General features: G+C 56.9%; 12 protein-coding genes, 1 tRNA gene and 5 pseudogenes. 12 read left to right on the top strand and 6 right to left on the bottom strand.

Features of this window, described 5'->3' with window-relative positions; genetic code table 11:
* Nucleotides 1-75 precede the first annotated feature (75 nt).
* From selA to HK44_RS17110, 8 genes and pseudogenes are all read left to right on the top strand, one after another.
* Nucleotides 76-1,506: an L-seryl-tRNA(Sec) selenium transferase gene (gene selA, locus HK44_RS17145; RefSeq protein WP_019690268.1), complete on the top strand. Its 1,431-nt coding sequence runs from the start codon at nucleotides 76-78 to the stop codon at nucleotides 1,504-1,506.
* A complete protein-coding gene (selB, locus tag HK44_RS17140; RefSeq protein WP_019690269.1) occupies nucleotides 1,503-3,422 on the top strand; it encodes a selenocysteine-specific translation elongation factor in 1,920 nt (639 codons plus the stop codon). Before selA ends, selB begins: the two co-directional genes overlap by 4 nt.
* 6 nt (nucleotides 3,423-3,428) lie before the next feature.
* Nucleotides 3,429-3,524: transfer RNA gene (locus tag HK44_RS17135), tRNA-Sec, on the top strand.
* Nucleotides 3,525-4,249: 725 nt separating this feature from the next.
* Nucleotides 4,250-4,426: a hypothetical protein gene (locus tag HK44_RS29845; protein WP_019690270.1), complete on the top strand. Its 177-nt coding sequence runs from the start codon at nucleotides 4,250-4,252 to the stop codon at nucleotides 4,424-4,426.
* A gap of 45 nt (nucleotides 4,427-4,471) precedes the next feature.
* Nucleotides 4,472-4,664 (top strand): annotated as a pseudogene (locus HK44_RS17125) (L-serine ammonia-lyase, iron-sulfur-dependent, subunit beta); the annotation flags it as partial.
* 9 nt (nucleotides 4,665-4,673) lie between these two features.
* A complete protein-coding gene (gene gcvT, locus HK44_RS17120; protein WP_019690272.1) occupies nucleotides 4,674-5,795 on the top strand; it encodes a glycine cleavage system aminomethyltransferase GcvT in 1,122 nt (373 codons plus the stop codon).
* 81 nt (nucleotides 5,796-5,876) lie between these two features.
* Nucleotides 5,877-6,134: pseudogene (locus tag HK44_RS17115) on the top strand (lipoyl synthase); the annotation flags it as partial.
* Between the two features lie 141 nt (nucleotides 6,135-6,275).
* Nucleotides 6,276-7,109, top strand: a pseudogene (locus HK44_RS17110) (amino acid permease); the annotation flags it as partial.
* Nucleotides 7,110-7,116: 7 nt separating this feature from the next.
* Here HK44_RS17110 and HK44_RS17105 read toward each other — a convergent pair.
* A complete protein-coding gene (locus HK44_RS17105) occupies nucleotides 7,117-8,271 on the bottom strand; it encodes an ISL3 family transposase (protein WP_141651724.1) in 1,155 nt (384 codons plus the stop codon).
* 160 nt (nucleotides 8,272-8,431) lie between these two features.
* On the opposite strand from HK44_RS17105, the pseudogene HK44_RS17100 reads away from it, so the two are divergent.
* Together HK44_RS17100 and HK44_RS17095 are read left to right on the top strand one after the other, a co-directional pair.
* Nucleotides 8,432-9,043, top strand: a pseudogene (locus tag HK44_RS17100) (amino acid permease); the annotation flags it as partial.
* Nucleotides 9,044-9,532: 489 nt separating this feature from the next.
* Nucleotides 9,533-9,925, top strand: coding sequence for a GYD domain-containing protein (locus HK44_RS17095; RefSeq protein WP_019690276.1), 393 nt, complete (start codon nucleotides 9,533-9,535; stop codon nucleotides 9,923-9,925).
* Here HK44_RS17095 and HK44_RS17090 read toward each other — a convergent pair.
* The 5 genes from HK44_RS17090 to HK44_RS17070 all read right to left on the bottom strand — a co-directional run bounded on the left by HK44_RS17090 (nucleotide 9,853) and on the right by HK44_RS17070 (nucleotide 16,578).
* Nucleotides 9,853-11,127: a M20 family metallopeptidase gene (locus HK44_RS17090; RefSeq protein ID WP_052014761.1), complete on the bottom strand. Its 1,275-nt coding sequence runs from the start codon at nucleotides 11,125-11,127 to the stop codon at nucleotides 9,853-9,855. The two genes, HK44_RS17095 and HK44_RS17090, sit on opposite strands and share 73 nt — an antisense overlap.
* Before the next feature lie 98 nt (nucleotides 11,128-11,225).
* On the bottom strand, nucleotides 11,226-11,843 hold the full coding sequence (locus HK44_RS17085; protein ID WP_019690278.1) for a trimeric intracellular cation channel family protein: 618 nt from the start codon (nucleotides 11,841-11,843) through the stop codon (nucleotides 11,226-11,228).
* 504 nt (nucleotides 11,844-12,347) lie between these two features.
* On the bottom strand, nucleotides 12,348-14,018 hold the full coding sequence (locus HK44_RS17080) for an FMN-binding glutamate synthase family protein (RefSeq protein ID WP_019690280.1): 1,671 nt from the start codon (nucleotides 14,016-14,018) through the stop codon (nucleotides 12,348-12,350).
* Between the two features lie 73 nt (nucleotides 14,019-14,091).
* Entirely contained in the window at nucleotides 14,092-14,577 is a 486-nt protein-coding gene (locus tag HK44_RS17075; protein WP_019690281.1) for an acyl-CoA thioesterase, read from the bottom strand.
* Between the two features lie 309 nt (nucleotides 14,578-14,886).
* On the bottom strand, nucleotides 14,887-16,578 hold the full coding sequence (locus HK44_RS17070) for an NAD-dependent malic enzyme (protein WP_019690282.1): 1,692 nt from the start codon (nucleotides 16,576-16,578) through the stop codon (nucleotides 14,887-14,889).
* A 352-nt stretch (nucleotides 16,579-16,930) separates the two neighbouring features.
* On the opposite strand from HK44_RS17070, the pseudogene HK44_RS17065 reads away from it, so the two are divergent.
* Nucleotides 16,931-17,164 (top strand): annotated as a pseudogene (locus HK44_RS17065) (IS3 family transposase); the annotation flags it as partial.
* Entirely contained in the window at nucleotides 17,115-17,345 is a 231-nt protein-coding gene (locus HK44_RS29840) for a hypothetical protein (protein ID WP_019690284.1), read from the top strand. The pseudogene HK44_RS17065 and the gene HK44_RS29840, both read left to right, overlap by 50 nt.
* The last annotated feature ends 66 nt before the right edge of the window (nucleotides 17,346-17,411 follow it).

The following is a 17,411-nucleotide window of genomic DNA, read 5'->3' as shown; positions in this document are numbered from 1 at the left end:
ACACTCAGGTTTCCGGGACCGGAGCCTGTTTCATTCCACTCCCGCGACGGCCAACCGTTTCAGGGAGCCCCCTTGATGCCCGCAAAACTTGCCTGCGTCCCCGCGCGTTTACCTTCCATCGATAGTCTGTTGCGCAACGCTGCCTGCCAGCCACTGGCAGAACGTTATGGCCGTGATGCCTTGCTCGCGACCCTGCGACAGTTACTCGACGATGTACGTGAACCGGTGCAACGGGGTCAGCTTGACGCCATTGAGCTCACGGCTCAGGTATTGGCGGGGAGGGCAGGCGAACGTCTGGCGAACCAGTACCGCAGTCGGGTACGGCGAGTGTTCAACCTTACCGGCACGGTATTGCATACCAACCTCGGTCGGGCACTGTTGCCGGAGGAAGCGATCGAGGCGGTGCAACAGGCTGCCCGCTATCCGCTGAATCTGGAATTCGACCTGGCAAGTGGCAAGCGCGGTGATCGCGACGACCTGATTGAAGGCCTGCTACGCGAGCTGACCGGTGCCGAGGCGGTGACGGTGGTCAACAACAACGCCGCCGCCGTGTTGCTCGCACTCAATAGCCTGGGAGCGCGCAAAGAAGGCATCATCTCCCGCGGCGAACTGATCGAAATCGGCGGGGCGTTCCGCATCCCCGACATCATGGCGCGGGCCGGGGTCAGACTGCATGAAGTCGGCACCACCAACCGCACCCATCCCCAAGACTACGAAGCTGCCATCGGCCCGCGCAGCGGCTTGTTGATGCGCGTCCACGCGAGCAATTACAGCATTCAAGGCTTTACGGCCCAGGTACCGACCGCTGAACTGGCGCTACTGGCCCATCGGCACGGACTGCCATTGCTTGAAGATTTGGGCAGCGGCAGTCTGCTGGACCTGACCCGCTGGGGCCTGCCCGCCGAACCTACCGTGCGCCAGGCGCTGGCCGACGGGGCCGATATCGTCACCTTCAGCGGTGACAAGTTGCTCGGTGGTCCTCAGGCAGGGTTGATCGTCGGTCGCAAGGAGCTGATCGCCCGGATCAAGAAGAACCCGCTCAAACGGGCCCTGCGCGTGGATAAACTGACCCTGGCCGCCCTCGAAGCCGTGCTGGGCTTGTACCGTGATCCCGATCGATTGGCCGAGCGCTTGCCCAGCCTGCGCCTGCTCACCCGCCCGCAAGCCGATATCCTCGCTCAAGCCGAACGCCTGTGTCCGTTGCTGGCAGGTGTACTGGGCGACGGCTGGGCGGTAACCGCGCTGCCGGCGCTGGGCATGATCGGCAGCGGCAGCCAACCGATTGCGCGCTTGCCAAGCGCCGCCCTGTGCCTGCGTCCGCACGTGTCCAAACGCTTGCGTGGTCGGCAACTGCATGGCCTGGAAGCGGCTTTTCGAGCCTTGCCCATTCCGGTGCTCGGTCGTATTGACGACGATGCGCTCTGGCTGGACCTGCGCCAACTGGACGACGAAGCGGTCTGGCTCGCTCAGCTCGACTTGCTGCAAGGAGTGGGGGAGGCAAGGTGATCGTCGGCACCGCTGGACACATTGACCACGGTAAAACGGCCTTGCTCAAGGCCCTGACGGGACAGGCCGGCGATCGCCACCGGGAAGAACGCGAACGCGGCATCACCATCGACCTGGGCTTCCTTTATGCGCCGTTGGAACCTGGGGCAGAGTTGACCGGTTTTATCGACGTGCCGGGGCATGAGCGCTTCATCCACAACATGCTCGCCGGTGCTCAGGGCATTGACCTGGTGCTGCTGGTGGTGGCCGCCGATGACGGGGTCATGCCCCAGACCCGCGAGCACTTGGCGATTGTCGAACTACTGGGGATTCCACGGGCACTGGTGGTGATCAGCAAAATCGACCGGGTCGAGCCTGCACGGGTGCAGTCGGTACACGCCCAGGTCGCCGCGTTGCTGGCGCCGGGGCCCTATTGCGGCGCGCCGCAGTTCGCCGTGTCGAGCCTGACCGGGGAGGGCGTTGAAGCCCTGCGCCAGGCATTGTTGGCCGCCCAGCATGAGGTCCGGCAGCGTAGCGCCAGCGGAGGATTTCGTCTGGCAATCGACCGCGCTTTCAGCGTCGCCGGCGCCGGTATTGTGGTCACCGGCACAGCGCTGGCCGGGCAGGTGAGGGTGGGTGACACACTGCTGTTGGGCCAGACGGGCAAGCCTGTGCGAGTGCGGAATTTGCATGCGCAGAATCACGTCGTCGTCGAGGCGTGGGCCGGGCAGCGGGTGGCGTTGAACCTGAGTGCCGAACGCCTGGCCCTGGAACAGATTCACCGCGGTGACTGGTTGCTGGCCGAGTGGCTGTTCGCACCCACGCAGCGCCTCGACATCGAGATGCAGTTGCTGGCCAGCGAGCCACGCGCCTTCGAACATTTCAGCCCGGTGCACGTGCATCTGGGCACTCAGGACGTTACCGCCCGGGTCGCCTTGCTGGAGGGCACACGCCTGGCACCGGGTGCGCGGATGTTCGCGCAGTTGTTGCTGAACACGCCGTTGCAGGCGGTGCATGGCGACCGTCTGGTTCTGCGCGACCAGAGTGCGCGGCGTACCCTCGGCGGCGGGCGGGTGCTCGATCCGTTTGCACCGGCCCGCCAGCGCCGCAGTCCGGCCAGGCTGGCTCAGTTGCAAGCCCTGGCGACCCGCGAAAGTCTGGAGCAAATACTGCCAGTGCTGCTTGCCAATAGTGACGCCGGGCTTGACCCGGTGCGCCTGGAGCGCCAGTTCAATCGCCTGCGCAACACCTGGCATTTGCCGGCGGATGTCCGTGTCATTGCTACGCGCCAAGGCCCGTTATTGTTCAACACCGAACGCTGGGAGGCGCTGAAAGTTTTGTTGTTGGAACACCTGGCGCACTTTCATCAACTTGAACCGGATGAGCTAGGCCCGGACCGGGATCGCTTGCGCCGGTTTTCGGCCATGTCGCTGGACCGACCGACGTTCATCAGTCTGCTCGACGAACTGCTGTCCAGCGGTGCCATTGCAGTCAGTGGACCGTGGCTGCACTTACCCGAACACCGGGTGCGCCTGAGTGAAGAAGACGAGGCCATGTGGCAGCAGTTGCAGCCATTGTTCGAACAAGCTGGCTTCGATCCACCCTGGGTGCGCAACCTGGCCAGCGCCATTGGCCGTGACGAAGCTGTCGTGCGTTTGCTGTTGCGCAAGTTGGCGAGACTAGGACTGGTTCACCAGGTCGTCCGTGACTTGTTTTACCTCGACGCGTCGGTGCGCCAGCTGGCGGCTATGCTGATGCAACTGGTCGACGACAATCCGCTGATACAGGCGGCGGCGTTCCGCGACAAGGTAGGGATCGGCCGCAAGCGCAGCATCCAGATACTCGAGTTCTTCGACCGGATCGGCTTGACCCGGCGGCTTGGCGACCAGCGTCGCATCCGTGCGGACAATGCCCTGGCACAGCGACCCGAGAGCTGACGTCAAGGAAGGTAATCGCGTCCGGTGGCGCGGCCGGGCTTCAAACCCGGTTGGGGACGGCAGCCGTTCCCGGGCAGGTTCGACTCCTGCTGCCTTCCGCCATTTTTCACAGTCGAGGCGGCCCCGGAATCTGGCGATTCGGGGCTGCCTGGCGGGTGGCTCAAGCCGGCAGGTCGGTCATCACCCGTTTGGCGATGTTGAAATAGATCACCAGGCCGGTACCGTCGATCGCAGCCACACGATTTCGCGTGACTCGATGAGACGCAGCCTGATGCCCCCCTACAACGGCTCAACGGTCAGCACGCATTCGGCTTATGTCGGCAGTGCGTCCACTTTCTCATCGAAAAAGATCATGCACGCTGCGACCTGACCGGCGAGCCGCTGGCCAGGGAGCCCACTGTACGCCTCTGCCGGGAATGGACTGCACCGATACCTCAGCCTGTTCATGATGTTTGAGGCGCAGAGCGCCTATGACTTGAAGGCGATTTATGCGGAGCTAGTTATTTGCGCGAATAGGTACTTAATCGGGTCTTGAAAACATCTTGACCTTGTTCCGTTGTAACGATTTCCTTCCGTTGTAACGATTTCTTTCCGTTGGAGTTGTTTCGATCCAGTGCGGCACAAGCCACGCCGTTCGCTGGTTAAGCCGTCCAATGACAACTTAATCCTCCATCGGGCTGGAGCGATTTCACTACATCAGCATCGATAAAAATATCTGTTATTTACGTAACCATCTGAATATTAAGTAGTTTTAATAATTGGCATCGCCCTTGCTCTTGTTCAATCAGTCCTGCACCGGAACTTACCGAATAACAAGAGGAAGATCCATGAGCACTCTGTGTTTTACCTCCGAACATGAATGGCTGCGCCTGGAAGCGTCCGGTGAGCTGACCGGCCACGACTCGCTGGCCGCAATCAAGGCCATCGCTGCGAAGAACGAGCTGTTTCGCAACCACATTGGTCAAGGCTATTTCCCTTGCCAAACGGGTGTCGGAGCTCTGTGAGCTGTTCCCGGTTTACCGGGCCTGATCACGAAGCAGGGTTTGTTGTGCATAGAACGCAATGCCATGGGCTCGGTGAAGTTCATCGATGCCGCGCGCATGGCCTTGCGCGGCGACGGCCAGCACTTCGTTTCGCTCGACAAGGTCGATCCGCACCATGCGCTAGACCGGCGACGACATGAGAAGCAAATACACAGAGACTGCCCGTAGCGGCTTGGCCGTCAACATCATCAAATGCTAGGAATCCCCCATGTCTACCGAACAACTACAAAAAACCGCACTGCATGCCCTGCACCTGGAGCTTGGCGCACGCATGGTGCCCTTCGCCGGCTACGACATGCCGGTGCAATACCCGATGGGCGTGCTCAAGGAACACCTGCACACCCGCGAGCAGGCTGGCCTGTTTGACGTCTCGCACATGGGCCAGATCCGCCTGCACGGCGCCGGTGCGGCCAAGGCTCTGGAAGCCCTGGTGCCGGTCGATATCATCGACCTGCCGGTGGGCATGCAGCGCTACGCGCTGTTCACCAATGACGACGGTGGCATCCTCGATGATCTGATGGTGGCCAACGCTGGTGATCATCTGTTCCTGGTGGTCAACGCCGCCTGCAAGGACCAGGACCTGGCGCACCTCAAGCAGCACCTGGAAGGGCTGTGCGAGGTCGAGTCGCTGTTCGACAGCCGCGCTTTGCTTGCACTGCAAGGGCCGCTTGCAGCCCAGGTGCTGAGCCGCCTGGCGCCCGAGGTCAAGGCCATGACCTTCATGCAGTTTGCCAGTGTGAAGCTGCTAGGTGTCGAGTGTTACGTCAGCCGCTCGGGTTACACCGGTGAGGATGGCTACGAAATTTCCGTACCGGTGGCAGACGCGCAGATGCTCGCCCGTTCTCTGTTGGCCGAGCCCGAGGTCAAGGCGATCGGCTTGGGCGCCCGCGACTCGTTGCGCCTGGAAGCAGGCCTGTGTCTGTACGGGCATGACATGGAACAGCGCATCACGCCGATCGAGGCCAGTCTGGCCTGGGCGATCTCCAAGGCGCGGCGTGCCGAAGGCGTGCGCGCCGGTGGTTTCCCCGGCGCCGAGCGCATCCTCGCGCAGCAGCACGATGGTGTGCACAGCAAGCGCGTCGGGCTGTTGCCCACGGAGCGCGTGCCAGTGCGTGAAGGTGCGCTGATCGTCAACGCTCACGAGCAAGTGATCGGCCGGGTCACCAGTGGCGGCTTTGGTCCTAGCCTGGGCGGACCGCTGGCGATGGGTTATGTGGAGATCGCCTTCACCACGCTGGAGACCAAAGTCTTCGCCCAGGTACGCGGCAAGCTGGTGCCGATGCGGGTGGTCAAGACACCGTTCGTGGCACAGCGTTACTACCGTGGCTGAAGACACGATTACTGGAGCAAGGTCATGAGCGAAATCCTGCCTCAACCCACCCGTCCACTGCCATTGCAGGCCGGGGTGAAGTTGGGGGAGACGGACGATGAAGTGATCGAGGTGATGCAGCGCATGCGTGAGCATCAGGTCGACATGCTGACCCTGGGGCAATACCTGCAGCCATCGCGCAGCCACCTGCCGGTGCAGCGTTTCGTGCACCCGGACGCCTTTGTGTGGTTTGCCGAGCAAGGGTTGAAGATGGGGTTCAAGAATGTGGCTTCAGGTCCGTTGGTGCGTTCTTCGTACCATGCCGACAAACAAGTGCCTGCTGTTGTATCAACAAGGTAATAGGAGGGAACGATTACTTAAAAAAATACATACGAATAACAAGGGTTTTAACTACCTTTGGTGGTTAGCGCCATCGGTAAAAGTTATTGCGATAATGTAGCTCATAAAAATAATCATGATTCACCTAGTGGGGCTAAAAAAATGACAATTAATGCGCCAGCTTCAGAATCGACTGGGAAAAAAAGCGATCTAAAACGCAGTTTATCTAACCGTCATATACAATTGATCGCTATCGGGGGGGCCATTGGTACGGGCCTGTTCATGGGGTCAGGCAAAACCATAAGTCTGGCAGGCCCTTCAATAATATTTGTCTATATGATTATTGGTTTCATGCTGTTTTTTGTCATGCGCGCCATGGGTGAGTTGCTGCTGTCGAATCTCAATTACAAATCTTTTATCGACTTCTCTTCGGATCTGTTAGGCCCTTGGGCTGGCTATTTTACCGGATGGACCTATTGGTTCTGTTGGATCATAACCGGCATTGCGGATGTCATCGCTATCTCCGCATATTCGCAGTTCTGGTTCCCAGATATTCCTCAATGGGCTCCAGCCCTCACCTGTGTGGGGTTGTTGTTGTCACTCAACCTGATAACCGTGAAGATGTTCGGAGAAATGGAGTTCTGGTTTGCCATGATTAAAATCGTGGCTATTTGTGCTTTAGTTTGTACCGGCGCATATTTAGCATTTTCTGGTTATCAATCGCCAACTGGCAAGATACCCACTGTGGCCAATCTGTGGAATGACGGTGGCATGTTTCCGCACGGGCTCATGGGCTTTTTCGCAGGATTCCAGATCGCAGTCTTCGCGTTCGTCGGTATCGAACTGGTAGGCACAACGGCCGCTGAAGCAAAAAACCCGGAGCGCAATCTGCCACGCGCCATTAACTCCATACCGATCCGAATCATCATTTTCTACGTGTTTGCTTTGATCGCCATCATGACGGTGACCCCTTGGCGCGATGTGGTGGCTAATAAAAGGTTCATCACGGATTACCGGGAAAGACGCTCTTGATCTTCATGAAAAAGAACTCGCTATCCCGGTAACCGTACGCCATCCGCTTGATGACCTTTATTCGATTGTTTATTCCTTCCAACTGACCGGTGTGCATCGGCCAGCGAACCCGACTGACGATGCCCCGCCAGTAATCCTTTAGCCGTCTGGCGAACTGGATCAGGGCGGGTATCGCGCTTTCATGAGCATGGCGCAACCATTGCTTCCAGGCCGATCTCCAGCCCCAGGCGGTACTCGGCGTCCAGAGCGTTTTGAGTTCAGCCTTCATCAGATAGACCGTCATCAACGATTGGTTGGCCGCCAGTAAATCCTGTAAATGGACCTGTTGTTCCGGCGTTTTCAGGTTCTGCGGGTTACGCAGCAACAGCCATCGCGCCTGCTTGATGACCTTGCGAGCCGGCTTGTCATGACGCAGCCGGTTAGCCTCGTCGACGCGGACCCGATCAATCACCTCTCGGCCATATTTGGCTACCACATGAAAGAGGTCGTAGACCACTCGGGCTTTGGGGCAGTGCTGGCGAACCTCCAGATCAAAAGCGGTGTTCATGTCCATCGCTACCGCTTCGATTCGAGCACAACCCTCTGGTCCCAGTTCTTCGAAGAACGGTCTGACCGCCGCCCGGCTGCGGCCTTCGCCGATCCACAGCACTCGTCGTGTATCGGCATCCAGGACCACGCTGGCGTAGCGATGACCTTTGAACAGCGCGAACTCGTCCATTACCAGGCGTCGCGGTTGCGCCTTCGGCAGATTACTTAGCGCCGTTTGCAAGGCTCGACGCTCCAGCAACCGGACGGTGTCCCAATGCAGCCCAAACAGTTGAGCCACGTGTAGCGTGGGAAGGCGCTCACAGGCTTGAATGACCGCATCGGCCAAGCGGCGCGTCATGCGGGCATAGCGATCCAGCCAACTGACGGCTTCCATGCGTTTGCCACAGTCACGACAGCCAACCCGCCTGAGCAAAACGCTAAGGCGCACCGCGCGACCGAGAATGGGCAAATCACGAACGACTCGCTCGCAATACTCATGAGTGGTTGAACAGGGTTTTTGGCAGCCGCCACAGGAAGGGAATCGGGTAGCGTGGGGAGTCAGATCGATCTGTAGGCCGTCACCATCAGGGCCGTTGATGTTGACGACGAAAAGCCCTCCAAAAGGAAGGAAGTATTAATATCGCGGCATAAGAACGCGCCGGTTTGTGTAGATGTGTGTGTTTGCTCGCCACGAACATTCATCACATCAATCACCGACGGCGTTCTTGTTTCTGTGGTTTCCCGGATTCCGTGAAGAACCTAATAAAAGCCCCTTTGTTGAGCTTTTCCTTATTGCGGGCTTGCCTGCGGCCGCGAGCATCATCAACTTTGTGGTGCTGACGTCGGCAGCATCGTCTGCCAATAGTGGAGTGTTTTCGACCAGTCGTATGCTCTTCGGGTTGGCCCAGGAAGGCAATGCGTCACAAGGGTTCAAGAAATTATCGACGCGTTCAGTTCCGTCCAACGGGCTGCTTTTCTCTTGCATTTGTTTATTGTTAGGCGCAGTGCTGATGTACCTGATCCCGAACCTGATGACGGCCTTCACCTTGATCACTACGATCTCAGCCATTTTGTTCATGTTCGTCTGGTCGATCATTCTATTGTCTTATTTGTCTTACCGGAAAAGTCGGCCGGAACAGCATAAGGTCTCGAAGTACAAAATGCCCGGAGGCGTTTTTATGGCGTGGCTGTGCTTGGGCTTCTTTGCCTTCATTTTGGCCTTACTGACTTTGGAACCTGATACTCGCGAAGCTCTGGTCTACGCCCCGCTGTGGTTTATTATGCTGGGTGTGTCTTATCAGTTTGTACGTAAAAGTAAACTTCAAACAACACTTCTCCAATCTAGGGAGGAAGTAGGAAAGCCAGGTTAATTGAGTCGCATTAAGAGCGTCCGACTAAGTCATATGGTTGCCTTAAACTAATCCGGGCAGGGTGTGTACTTAAACTTGGTGTGCACTATTTTTTATTCTGTAAGTGAGTTTTTCATGCGGCGATAACGTTGTTATTCACTGCAAAACCTTCAGGGTGCCTCTAAGTAAACAATTGGATGGAGGCGCCCGTCCACAATCGCATCACTGTGCAAGACAACAAAAACGTAACGTAACCGTCCGGGCAACACACCTTCCTGACACCGTCGCGTGAGGCGATGGTGTCCACCTAATTTGATCTGCCTCCGAAATGTTGGACATCAACATCGGGGGGGCATGAAGAAGTACACAGAGCAGACTAAATTGTCGGTTGTTGAGGATTACTGCTCGGGCAGCGCAGGTCACAGAGAGGTCGCGCATCGTCCTCGCTGCTATAGTGAGTTGCTGCAGTAAATAGCAAGGCTTTCTGACGACCTGACTAAGGAGGATGAAGTGGCTAAGTACGTGCTGTTGGCGAATTGGACTGATCAGGGGGCGCGCAACGCGAAGGACACCGTCGAGCGGGGGAGAGCGGTACAGGAGCTGTTTGCAAGCTTGGGCGTGAATGCCCGAGAGTTCTTCTGGACGATGGGTCAGTACGATGCAGTGCTGATAATCGACGCTCCCGATGACGAGACTGTCATGAAGGCAGCTGTGGCTGTGGCGGCACAAGGAAATCTGCGCACAACGACGCTGCGCGCGCTCAGCGAGCAGGAAATGGCGCGCGTGTTGAGCGAGCTGCAAAGATGCTCAGGCCGCATAAACCATCCTGCTCAAGAAGGCGCATTCAGCCAGGCCAGTGCGCCAACCAGCATTGCTTCCAATCCGGTCTCCAGAGTTGGGTGAATTTGCGGATCAAACTTTGATGAATGGTTAGAGGGAATCTGGTTGATATTTGCGCTTGATACGGCCTGCTGCCATATCGATTTTTCGGTGCTACCCACGAACCAGAACACGTAGGGAACCTTCCACTCTCGCCCGAAAACACTAAAGTCTTCGCTGGCCGATGCCGGCGCGGTTTCATACGAACGATCGGCGAAATGATCATCAAAAGCCTGCGCCAGTCTGGCGGTGGCTACGGCGTCGTTTTCAGTGATAGGGTAACTGTCAATGGTGGTGAATTCCGGCGGATGGTCAGTATTGGAGGCTTGGCATTCCGCACAGCAGATTCTATGTACCGAGTCGAGCATCCGGCGGCGAACGTTTTCATCATACGTTCGCATGTTCAGTTTGATGACCGCGTCATCCGGAATGATATTTTCCTTCGTCCCGGCCTGCAGGGCGCCGATGGTCAGAACCCCATTCTCCAGTGGAGACAATTCGCGGGAAACGATAGTTTGCAGGCGCATGACAGTCGCCGCGGCCATAATCACCGGGTCAATTGCATTTTGCGGCATGGAACCGTGGGCGCCGCGGCCATACAGCTTGATATGCATGCTGTCACCAGCGGCCAGAATAGCGCCAGGGCGATGTCCAACCGTACCCGCCTCACCGACCATGACGTGCTGTCCCAGAATGATGTCTGGCTTTGGAAAGCGTTCGATCATCCCGTCGTCGATCATCGCCTTTGCTCCCTTCCCGATCTCTTCGCCGGGCTGAAAGACCAGCATCAAGGTGCCGCTCCATAAGTCACGATGATCCGCCATCAGTTGTGCAGTGCCCATCAACCACGTCACATGCAGATCGTGACCACACATATGAGCCACATCCACTGCCTCTCCGTCAGCGGTTTGTCCCTTCTTCTGACTGGCGTAAGGCAGGCCGGTCTTTTCGGCCATTGGCAAGGCGTCCATGTCAGCGCGCAGCATGACCGTTGGACCATCACCGTTTTTTAATAGACCGACTACACCGGTTACGCCAATCTGTTCGTGAACTTCATACCCCAGCTTCTTGATAAAGGAGGCCGCGATAGCAGCCGTGCGGGTTTCCTGCATTGAAAGTTCAGGATTGGCATGGAAATCTTTGTAAATTCTCTCTAAGGCAGGCAGCATCTTTTGGATGTCACCGGACATTTTTGACATTCTTTCATTACGAGCCAAGGTATCCATTTACCCCTCCAATTCAAGACAATAGTTATAAATCGGTCGGTATCTGTGACGCTCTGCGACGTTCCAAGCGCCGTTTACATGTGGGCATAGGACCGGGCTCACGAACTCTTTTTAATCGCGGGCAGGTTCCATTGATATTTCAATGACAGCATTCGTACCAAGGTACATAGCGCAATCGCAGCCCAAGGAGTGAAACGGTGATCAATCATCTGCAGTTCGCCGAGGAGTTGGATTGCTGCTCCCAACAGCGCTGCTGAGGCATAGATTTCCTTGGTCAATACCACGGGAACACGACCAAGCAGCACGTCCCTGATGATGCCGCCGCCCACCGCGGTAATGACACCCAACAGGAGGGCCAATTCGACATTCGGTATATGTGCATAGACCTTATGGACACCGAACGCAGCAAAAAAACCCAACCCTACCGCGTCGAAAAACAGCGTTGGCTGAGCCAGCCTCAGTAGTAAATGCTGGAAAAAAGCAGCCAAGGCCCCTGCCAGTGCAATGACTCCCAGGTACTCGATGTTGATGAGGCCGGCAGGAGGGAACGCGCCAATACACAGATCGCGAATCACACCGCCGCCGCAGGCTGTCACAAAGGCGACGACAAAAACGCCGAAAATATCCAGCTTACGATCAATGGCCGCCACAGCGCCGCTCAGGGCGAAGACAAACGTGCCCATGAGGTCAATGGCAGAAAACACCTCGAACTCCATCTTTGTTACCTGAAAGCATGGCCCACGGCGCAAGAAAAACTGTATGAGTTATAGCGCGAAAGAATAGTAATGTCGCGTAAGAAAAACCGCTTGAAGTGAAATACGTGCGCGCCTGACGGCAAAATCTTCTGACGTGTACGCTCTCCTTCCTCGGCAGTGTTTCTAGCCGGTTGAGTTATCCCGTATTGGCAAGGAAGGAGAGCCTATCATTCGCTCCATGCTTCGTTTGCATTCAATGAGAGCCGCTTCAAAACGATCGGCTCGAACATGAGTGCGAGCGTCCAGGGCGACGACTGAAATGGCATGGTCGGGTTTATAAAGTGGTCAGGTACCCTGTTGTTGTTTCAATCCTTCTGCATCATCCTGCCCGCGCCCTCGCAACCTATCTTCACCGCCTTGCATCACCGTACAGATCCGCAACACCATCTGGGCATCCGCTTCATTTTCTACCTGGCTCACGCGCTCGGTGATTCGAAGCCGACATCGGAACATTAACGGTAATACTCACGCGATAGCGGTATCTCGAGTCTCGGCTGAGATTTCCTCGACAACGGCCTTATCGCTTGAGTCACTGCGCTTGAATATATCGGCTTGGGCGCGGTTCCACATGCGCGAATAGAATTCGCTGGTGCAGCGGTTATCGAGCAATTCCCCGGGTTTGAGGAAGGTGTGTGTCTGGGAAAATAAACGGATCTGGGTGTCGCTGATCCTTCGGACCAAGTGCTCGGCGGTTAATTGCGAGGGATGTTCAAGGCCCGCAGAGGCGAGCATTTCGGCCAGTGTCAGAAGGGTGTTACGGTGGAAGTTGTAGACACGTGTGGCTTTGTCCTCGACCACCAGTGCGCGCTGGCGCAGAGGATCCTGAGTGGCAACGCCAGTCGGACATTGGTTGGTGTGGCATGACTGTGACTGGATACAACCGATGGCAAACATGAAGCCGCGCGCCGAGTTGACCCAGTCGGCACCAATAGCCAGCACACTGGCAATATCAAAGGCACTGACAATCTTGCCGCTGGCCCCCAGTCGGATGTCGTCTCGAAGGTTCAGGCCGACCAGCGTGTTGTGCACGAACAACAACCCTTCGCGCAGCGGCATGCCGATGTTGTCGCTGAACTCCCTCGGTGCGGCGCCAGTGCCACCCTCGGCACCGTCGACAACGATGAAGTCCGGCAGGATGCCGGTCTTTAGCATTGCCTTGGCGATCCCCATGAACTCCCATGGCTGACCGACGCACAGTTTGAAGCCTACCGGTTTGCCATTGGACAGCTCACGTAGCTTATGAACGAATTGCAGCAGTTCAATCGGTGTAGAAAAGGCGCTATGACGGGCGGGTGACACGCAATCTTGATCCATGCTCACGCCCCGGGTCGCGGCGATTTCCGCCGTAACCTTATGCTTGGGCAGAATACCCCCATGCCCAGGCTTGGCACCTTGGCTGAGTTTGAGCTCGATCATCCGCACCTGAGGGTTGCAGGCCTGCGCGCAAAAGCGCTCGGCGTCGAATCGGCCGTCCTCATCGCGACAGCCGAAATAGCCACTGCCCAGCTCCCAGATCAGGTCGCCTGCGTATTCACGATGATAGGGGCTGATGCTGCCTTCGCCGGTGTCATGGGCAAAGCCGCCCAGTTTTGCTCCTTTGTTCAGAGCGCGGATGGCATTGGCGCTCAAGGCGCCGAAACTCATGGCGGAGATGTTGAAGATCGAAGCGCTGTAAGGCTGACGACATTGCGGGCCGCCGACCATGATTCGGAATTCCTTGGGGTCGAGCACTTCGCTGGGCAACATTGAGTGCACAATGAATTCAAAGCCGGGTTTGTAGACGTCCTTCAGAGTGCCGAAAGCCTTTTCTGCGCTCTGATTCTTGGCGCGAGCATAGACCAGCGAGCGTTGGGTACGGGAGAAGGGCAGTTCCTCGTCATCACCTTCAAGCAGGTACTGGCGGATTTCCGGGCGGATATGCTCGATCAGATAACGAAGATTGCCGATTACAGGATAGTTGCGGCGTACCGAATGTCGGGTCTGACGCAGGTCGTTCAGACCGATCAACGTCATGAGCGCGGTGACCAGAGTGAGGGGCCAGAGCCACTCGAGGCGATCAAAGAGGCACAGTCCGACGAGGGTAAAGATCAAGCAAAAGGCGAAGCATGAATAACGACTCAATAATGACAGTTTCATGCATGTTGTTCCTTGTGGTATGGCATCGACAGCCATCGGCGGGGCGCTCGGTTTCACGTGGACACGGGTCCGTTCAAGCCTGGGCGACTTTTAGCGAGTCGTAGCGCGCTTGCAACTCCTGGCGTTGCAGGCGGCGCTGCTGAGCCTGGGCGTAGCGGCGTTGTTCGGCGCAGGTATCCGGAACCAGAGCACGCACGGCTACGGGCCGGTGATTGTGGTCGACAGCGACCATGGTGAAATAACAGCTATTGGTGTGGCGTACGCTGCGTTCATGAATGTTTTCAGTCATGACTTTTACGCCGATTTCCATCGAGGAACGACCGGTGTAGTTCACCGATGCCAGGAAGGTCACTAGCTCGCCGATGCGAATCGGCTCCTTGAAAATCACCTGGTCGACCGACAGGGTCACCACATAATTGCCGGCATAACGCTTGGCGCAAGCGAAGGCCACCTCATCAAGCATCTTCAGCAAGGCTCCACCATGCACATTGCCCGAGAAGTTGGCTTTGTCCGGGGTCATGAGCACACTCATGGTCAATTGATAGCTTCCAGGTTCCATTACTGCCTCATCAGGTCGATCAATCACGCGGGCTCAACTCATCCGCGTGATGTTGTGACCCAGGTGACTGGCACTTGATGACGTTGATACAACTGGAAAGGGTGGTTTGCAGCCGATCAGGACGTCAGGCACCAAGCGGATGAGCCAGGTTGACGGAAAGTTTAACAATCGGGAAAAATGATAGCTAGCTAACTAATAGGAGAATGTATTTTCCATATTTCGTAACAGTGTGACAGGGGGCGTGGGTGGGCTGGAATGGCCGGCGAGTATGGGAGCATGTGCAGCATGCTCCCACAGGTTGTTACAGCATCAGATCGAGGCGCGACGATAATCTCGATAACGCGCTTGCCAGAAGTTGCTTTCGATTGCCGAGCGCAGGCGTTCGTCACTGATCTGCAAGGCCTTGTCTTCTTCCTGAGCCTGTTTGGCGACGGCGAAGGCAATTTTCTTGCTCACAGTCTGTATATCGCTCAACGATGGCAATACCGCGTCGCTCTCACCGGTCAGTAGAGGCGAGCAATCGGCCAAGGCTCTGGAGGCAGCCATGATCATGCCATCGGTGATCCTGCTGGCCCTGACCGCCAGGACGCCCAAGCCAATCCCGGGGAAGATGTAGGAGTTATTGCATTGGGCGATGTGAATCTTTCGATCACCCAGGCTGACCGGAGGAAAAGGGCTGCCGGTGGCTACCAGCGCCTGGCCATTGGTCCAGGTGAGAATCTCCTGCGGTGTAGCCTCGATCTTGGAGGTCGGGTTGGACAGCGGCATGACTATCGGCTTGGAGCAACCTGCATGCAGAGCCCGGATGACCTGCTCGGTGAACAGTCCGCGCTGCGCCGAAACGCCAATCAGAACACTGGTGCTGGTGTGGCTGACGACATCCAGAAGGTTCAAGTCGCCTTCGCCCGCAGCCCATGCCGGCATGCTGCTGCGATGTTGAGCCAGTTTTTGCTGGAATGGCAGCAGGTTGGCCATGTTATCGGTTAGCAGACCCCAGCGGTCGATCATGAAGATGCGCTGGCGAGCCTCGCTATCGCTCAACCCCTCGATCAGCATCGCTGCGACGATTTGCTCGGCAATACCACAGCCGGCCGAACCTGCACCGACGAAGGTGACGACCTGATCGGACAGACGTTCACCCTTGGCCTTGCAGGCAGCGATCAAGGTGCCAACGACTACGGCAGCGGTGCCCTGGATATCATCGTTGAAGCAGCAGATCTGATCCTTGTAACGCTCCAGCAACGGGGTGGCGTTGGTCTGGGCGAAATCCTCAAACTGTAGAAGCACCTCAGGCCAGCGACGTTTGATGGCCTGGATGAAGGATTCGACAAACTCCTCGTACGCTTCGCCACTGATGCGCTCATGGCGCCAGCCCATGTACATCGGGTCGTTCAGCAGATCAGGGTTGTTAGTGCCGACATCCAGTACCACCGGTAAGGTGTAGGCCGGGCTGATGCCACCACAGGCAGTGTACAGCGACAGTTTACCGATCGGGATACCCATGCCGCCGATGCCCTGATCGCCTAGCCCGAGGATGCGCTCGCTGTCAGTGACGACGATGATTTTGACGTTGTCTTTGGTGGCGCTGTGGAGGATATCGTCAATGCGATGGAGGTCGGGGTAGGCAATGAACAGACCGCGATGGGTGCGGTAGATACTGGAAAATTCCTGGCAGGCCTGGCCGACGGTCGGGGTATAGATAATGGGTAGCATCTTCTCGAGATGATCCTCAAGCAGACGGAAAAACAGGGTCTCGTTATTGTCCTGCACGCCGCGCAGAAAGACATGTCGGTCGATATCACTGGTGCACAACTCATATTGCCGGTAAACCCGGCTTGCCTGCTCCTCGATGGTTTCAGTGGCCTGCGGGAGCAGGCCGAGCAAATTGAAGTCAATCCGTTCCTGCAAGGTGAAGGCACTGCCTTTGTTCAGCAAAGGCATTTCCAGAAGGGACGGACCGGAATAAGGAATGTAGAGCGACCGCCTTGGTTTTTCATTCATATTGTATTCACTCTTGTCTTTTGCAGAACCCTGAACCTAACAGGGCCATGAGCAGGTGGTACATTAAACGTTAGTCTGCTACCTATTTTTTACCGGTCCATCTCATGGCTGGGGGCTGAGTCCATGGGGCTACGCCTATCAGGAGCAGACTGCATCATTTGCATCATTTGCAGCAATGGGGCATATTCGGTATAGCTGACTGGAGCGATACCGGATTCGCGATGAGAGTCTGGGAGGCCGGCCAGCTTTTCCTGTTTTCGATCCGGCAACTCATGGCCGGGTCATGACATTGGTTCGGTAGGCGCGCTCGCAATTAACGGTTCGAATCAAGCAATCAGCCTAGCCCAACGTACGGCGAAGCAGGTCTATGGACGACGCTGAGCTGGTGGTTGAAATCCAGCAGCAGATCAGCGAACTGCCGAGTTATGGCTACCGTCGTGTCTGGGGATTACTGCGTCGCGCCCGTGAAACCCAGTTGCTGCCTGCGATCAACGTGAAGCGGGTTTACCGGGTCATGCGTGATCACAATTTGCTGCTTGAGCGTCGACTCAAACAGCCCTTCGTACCGGGTCGGCACGAAGGCCGTAGTCATTTTTGTTGCGAAGATTGCGCTCGGTCTTGTCGTGTTCGCCTACAAACCTTGGCTGGGTGTGCTTTTCCTGGCGGCCTATGCCGCGTATTTCTGGAAGGAAATGCGTAGTGAGCAGGATGAAGAGGAGTATGAACTTGAGCCCCTGAAACTTGCGCCAGGCAAAGCGACTCCGTAGATCGCCACTCCGGCAACAGAGTTGAGGACAATACAGTCCGTGGGTGTTAGGGATTGCGGCGGTGGA

The organism is Pseudomonas fluorescens HK44, from assembly GCF_000217955.3.
Classification (GTDB): domain Bacteria; phylum Pseudomonadota; class Gammaproteobacteria; order Pseudomonadales; family Pseudomonadaceae; genus Aquipseudomonas; species Aquipseudomonas fluorescens_AQ.
This window is presented reverse-complemented; position numbering and strand designations above follow the sequence as displayed.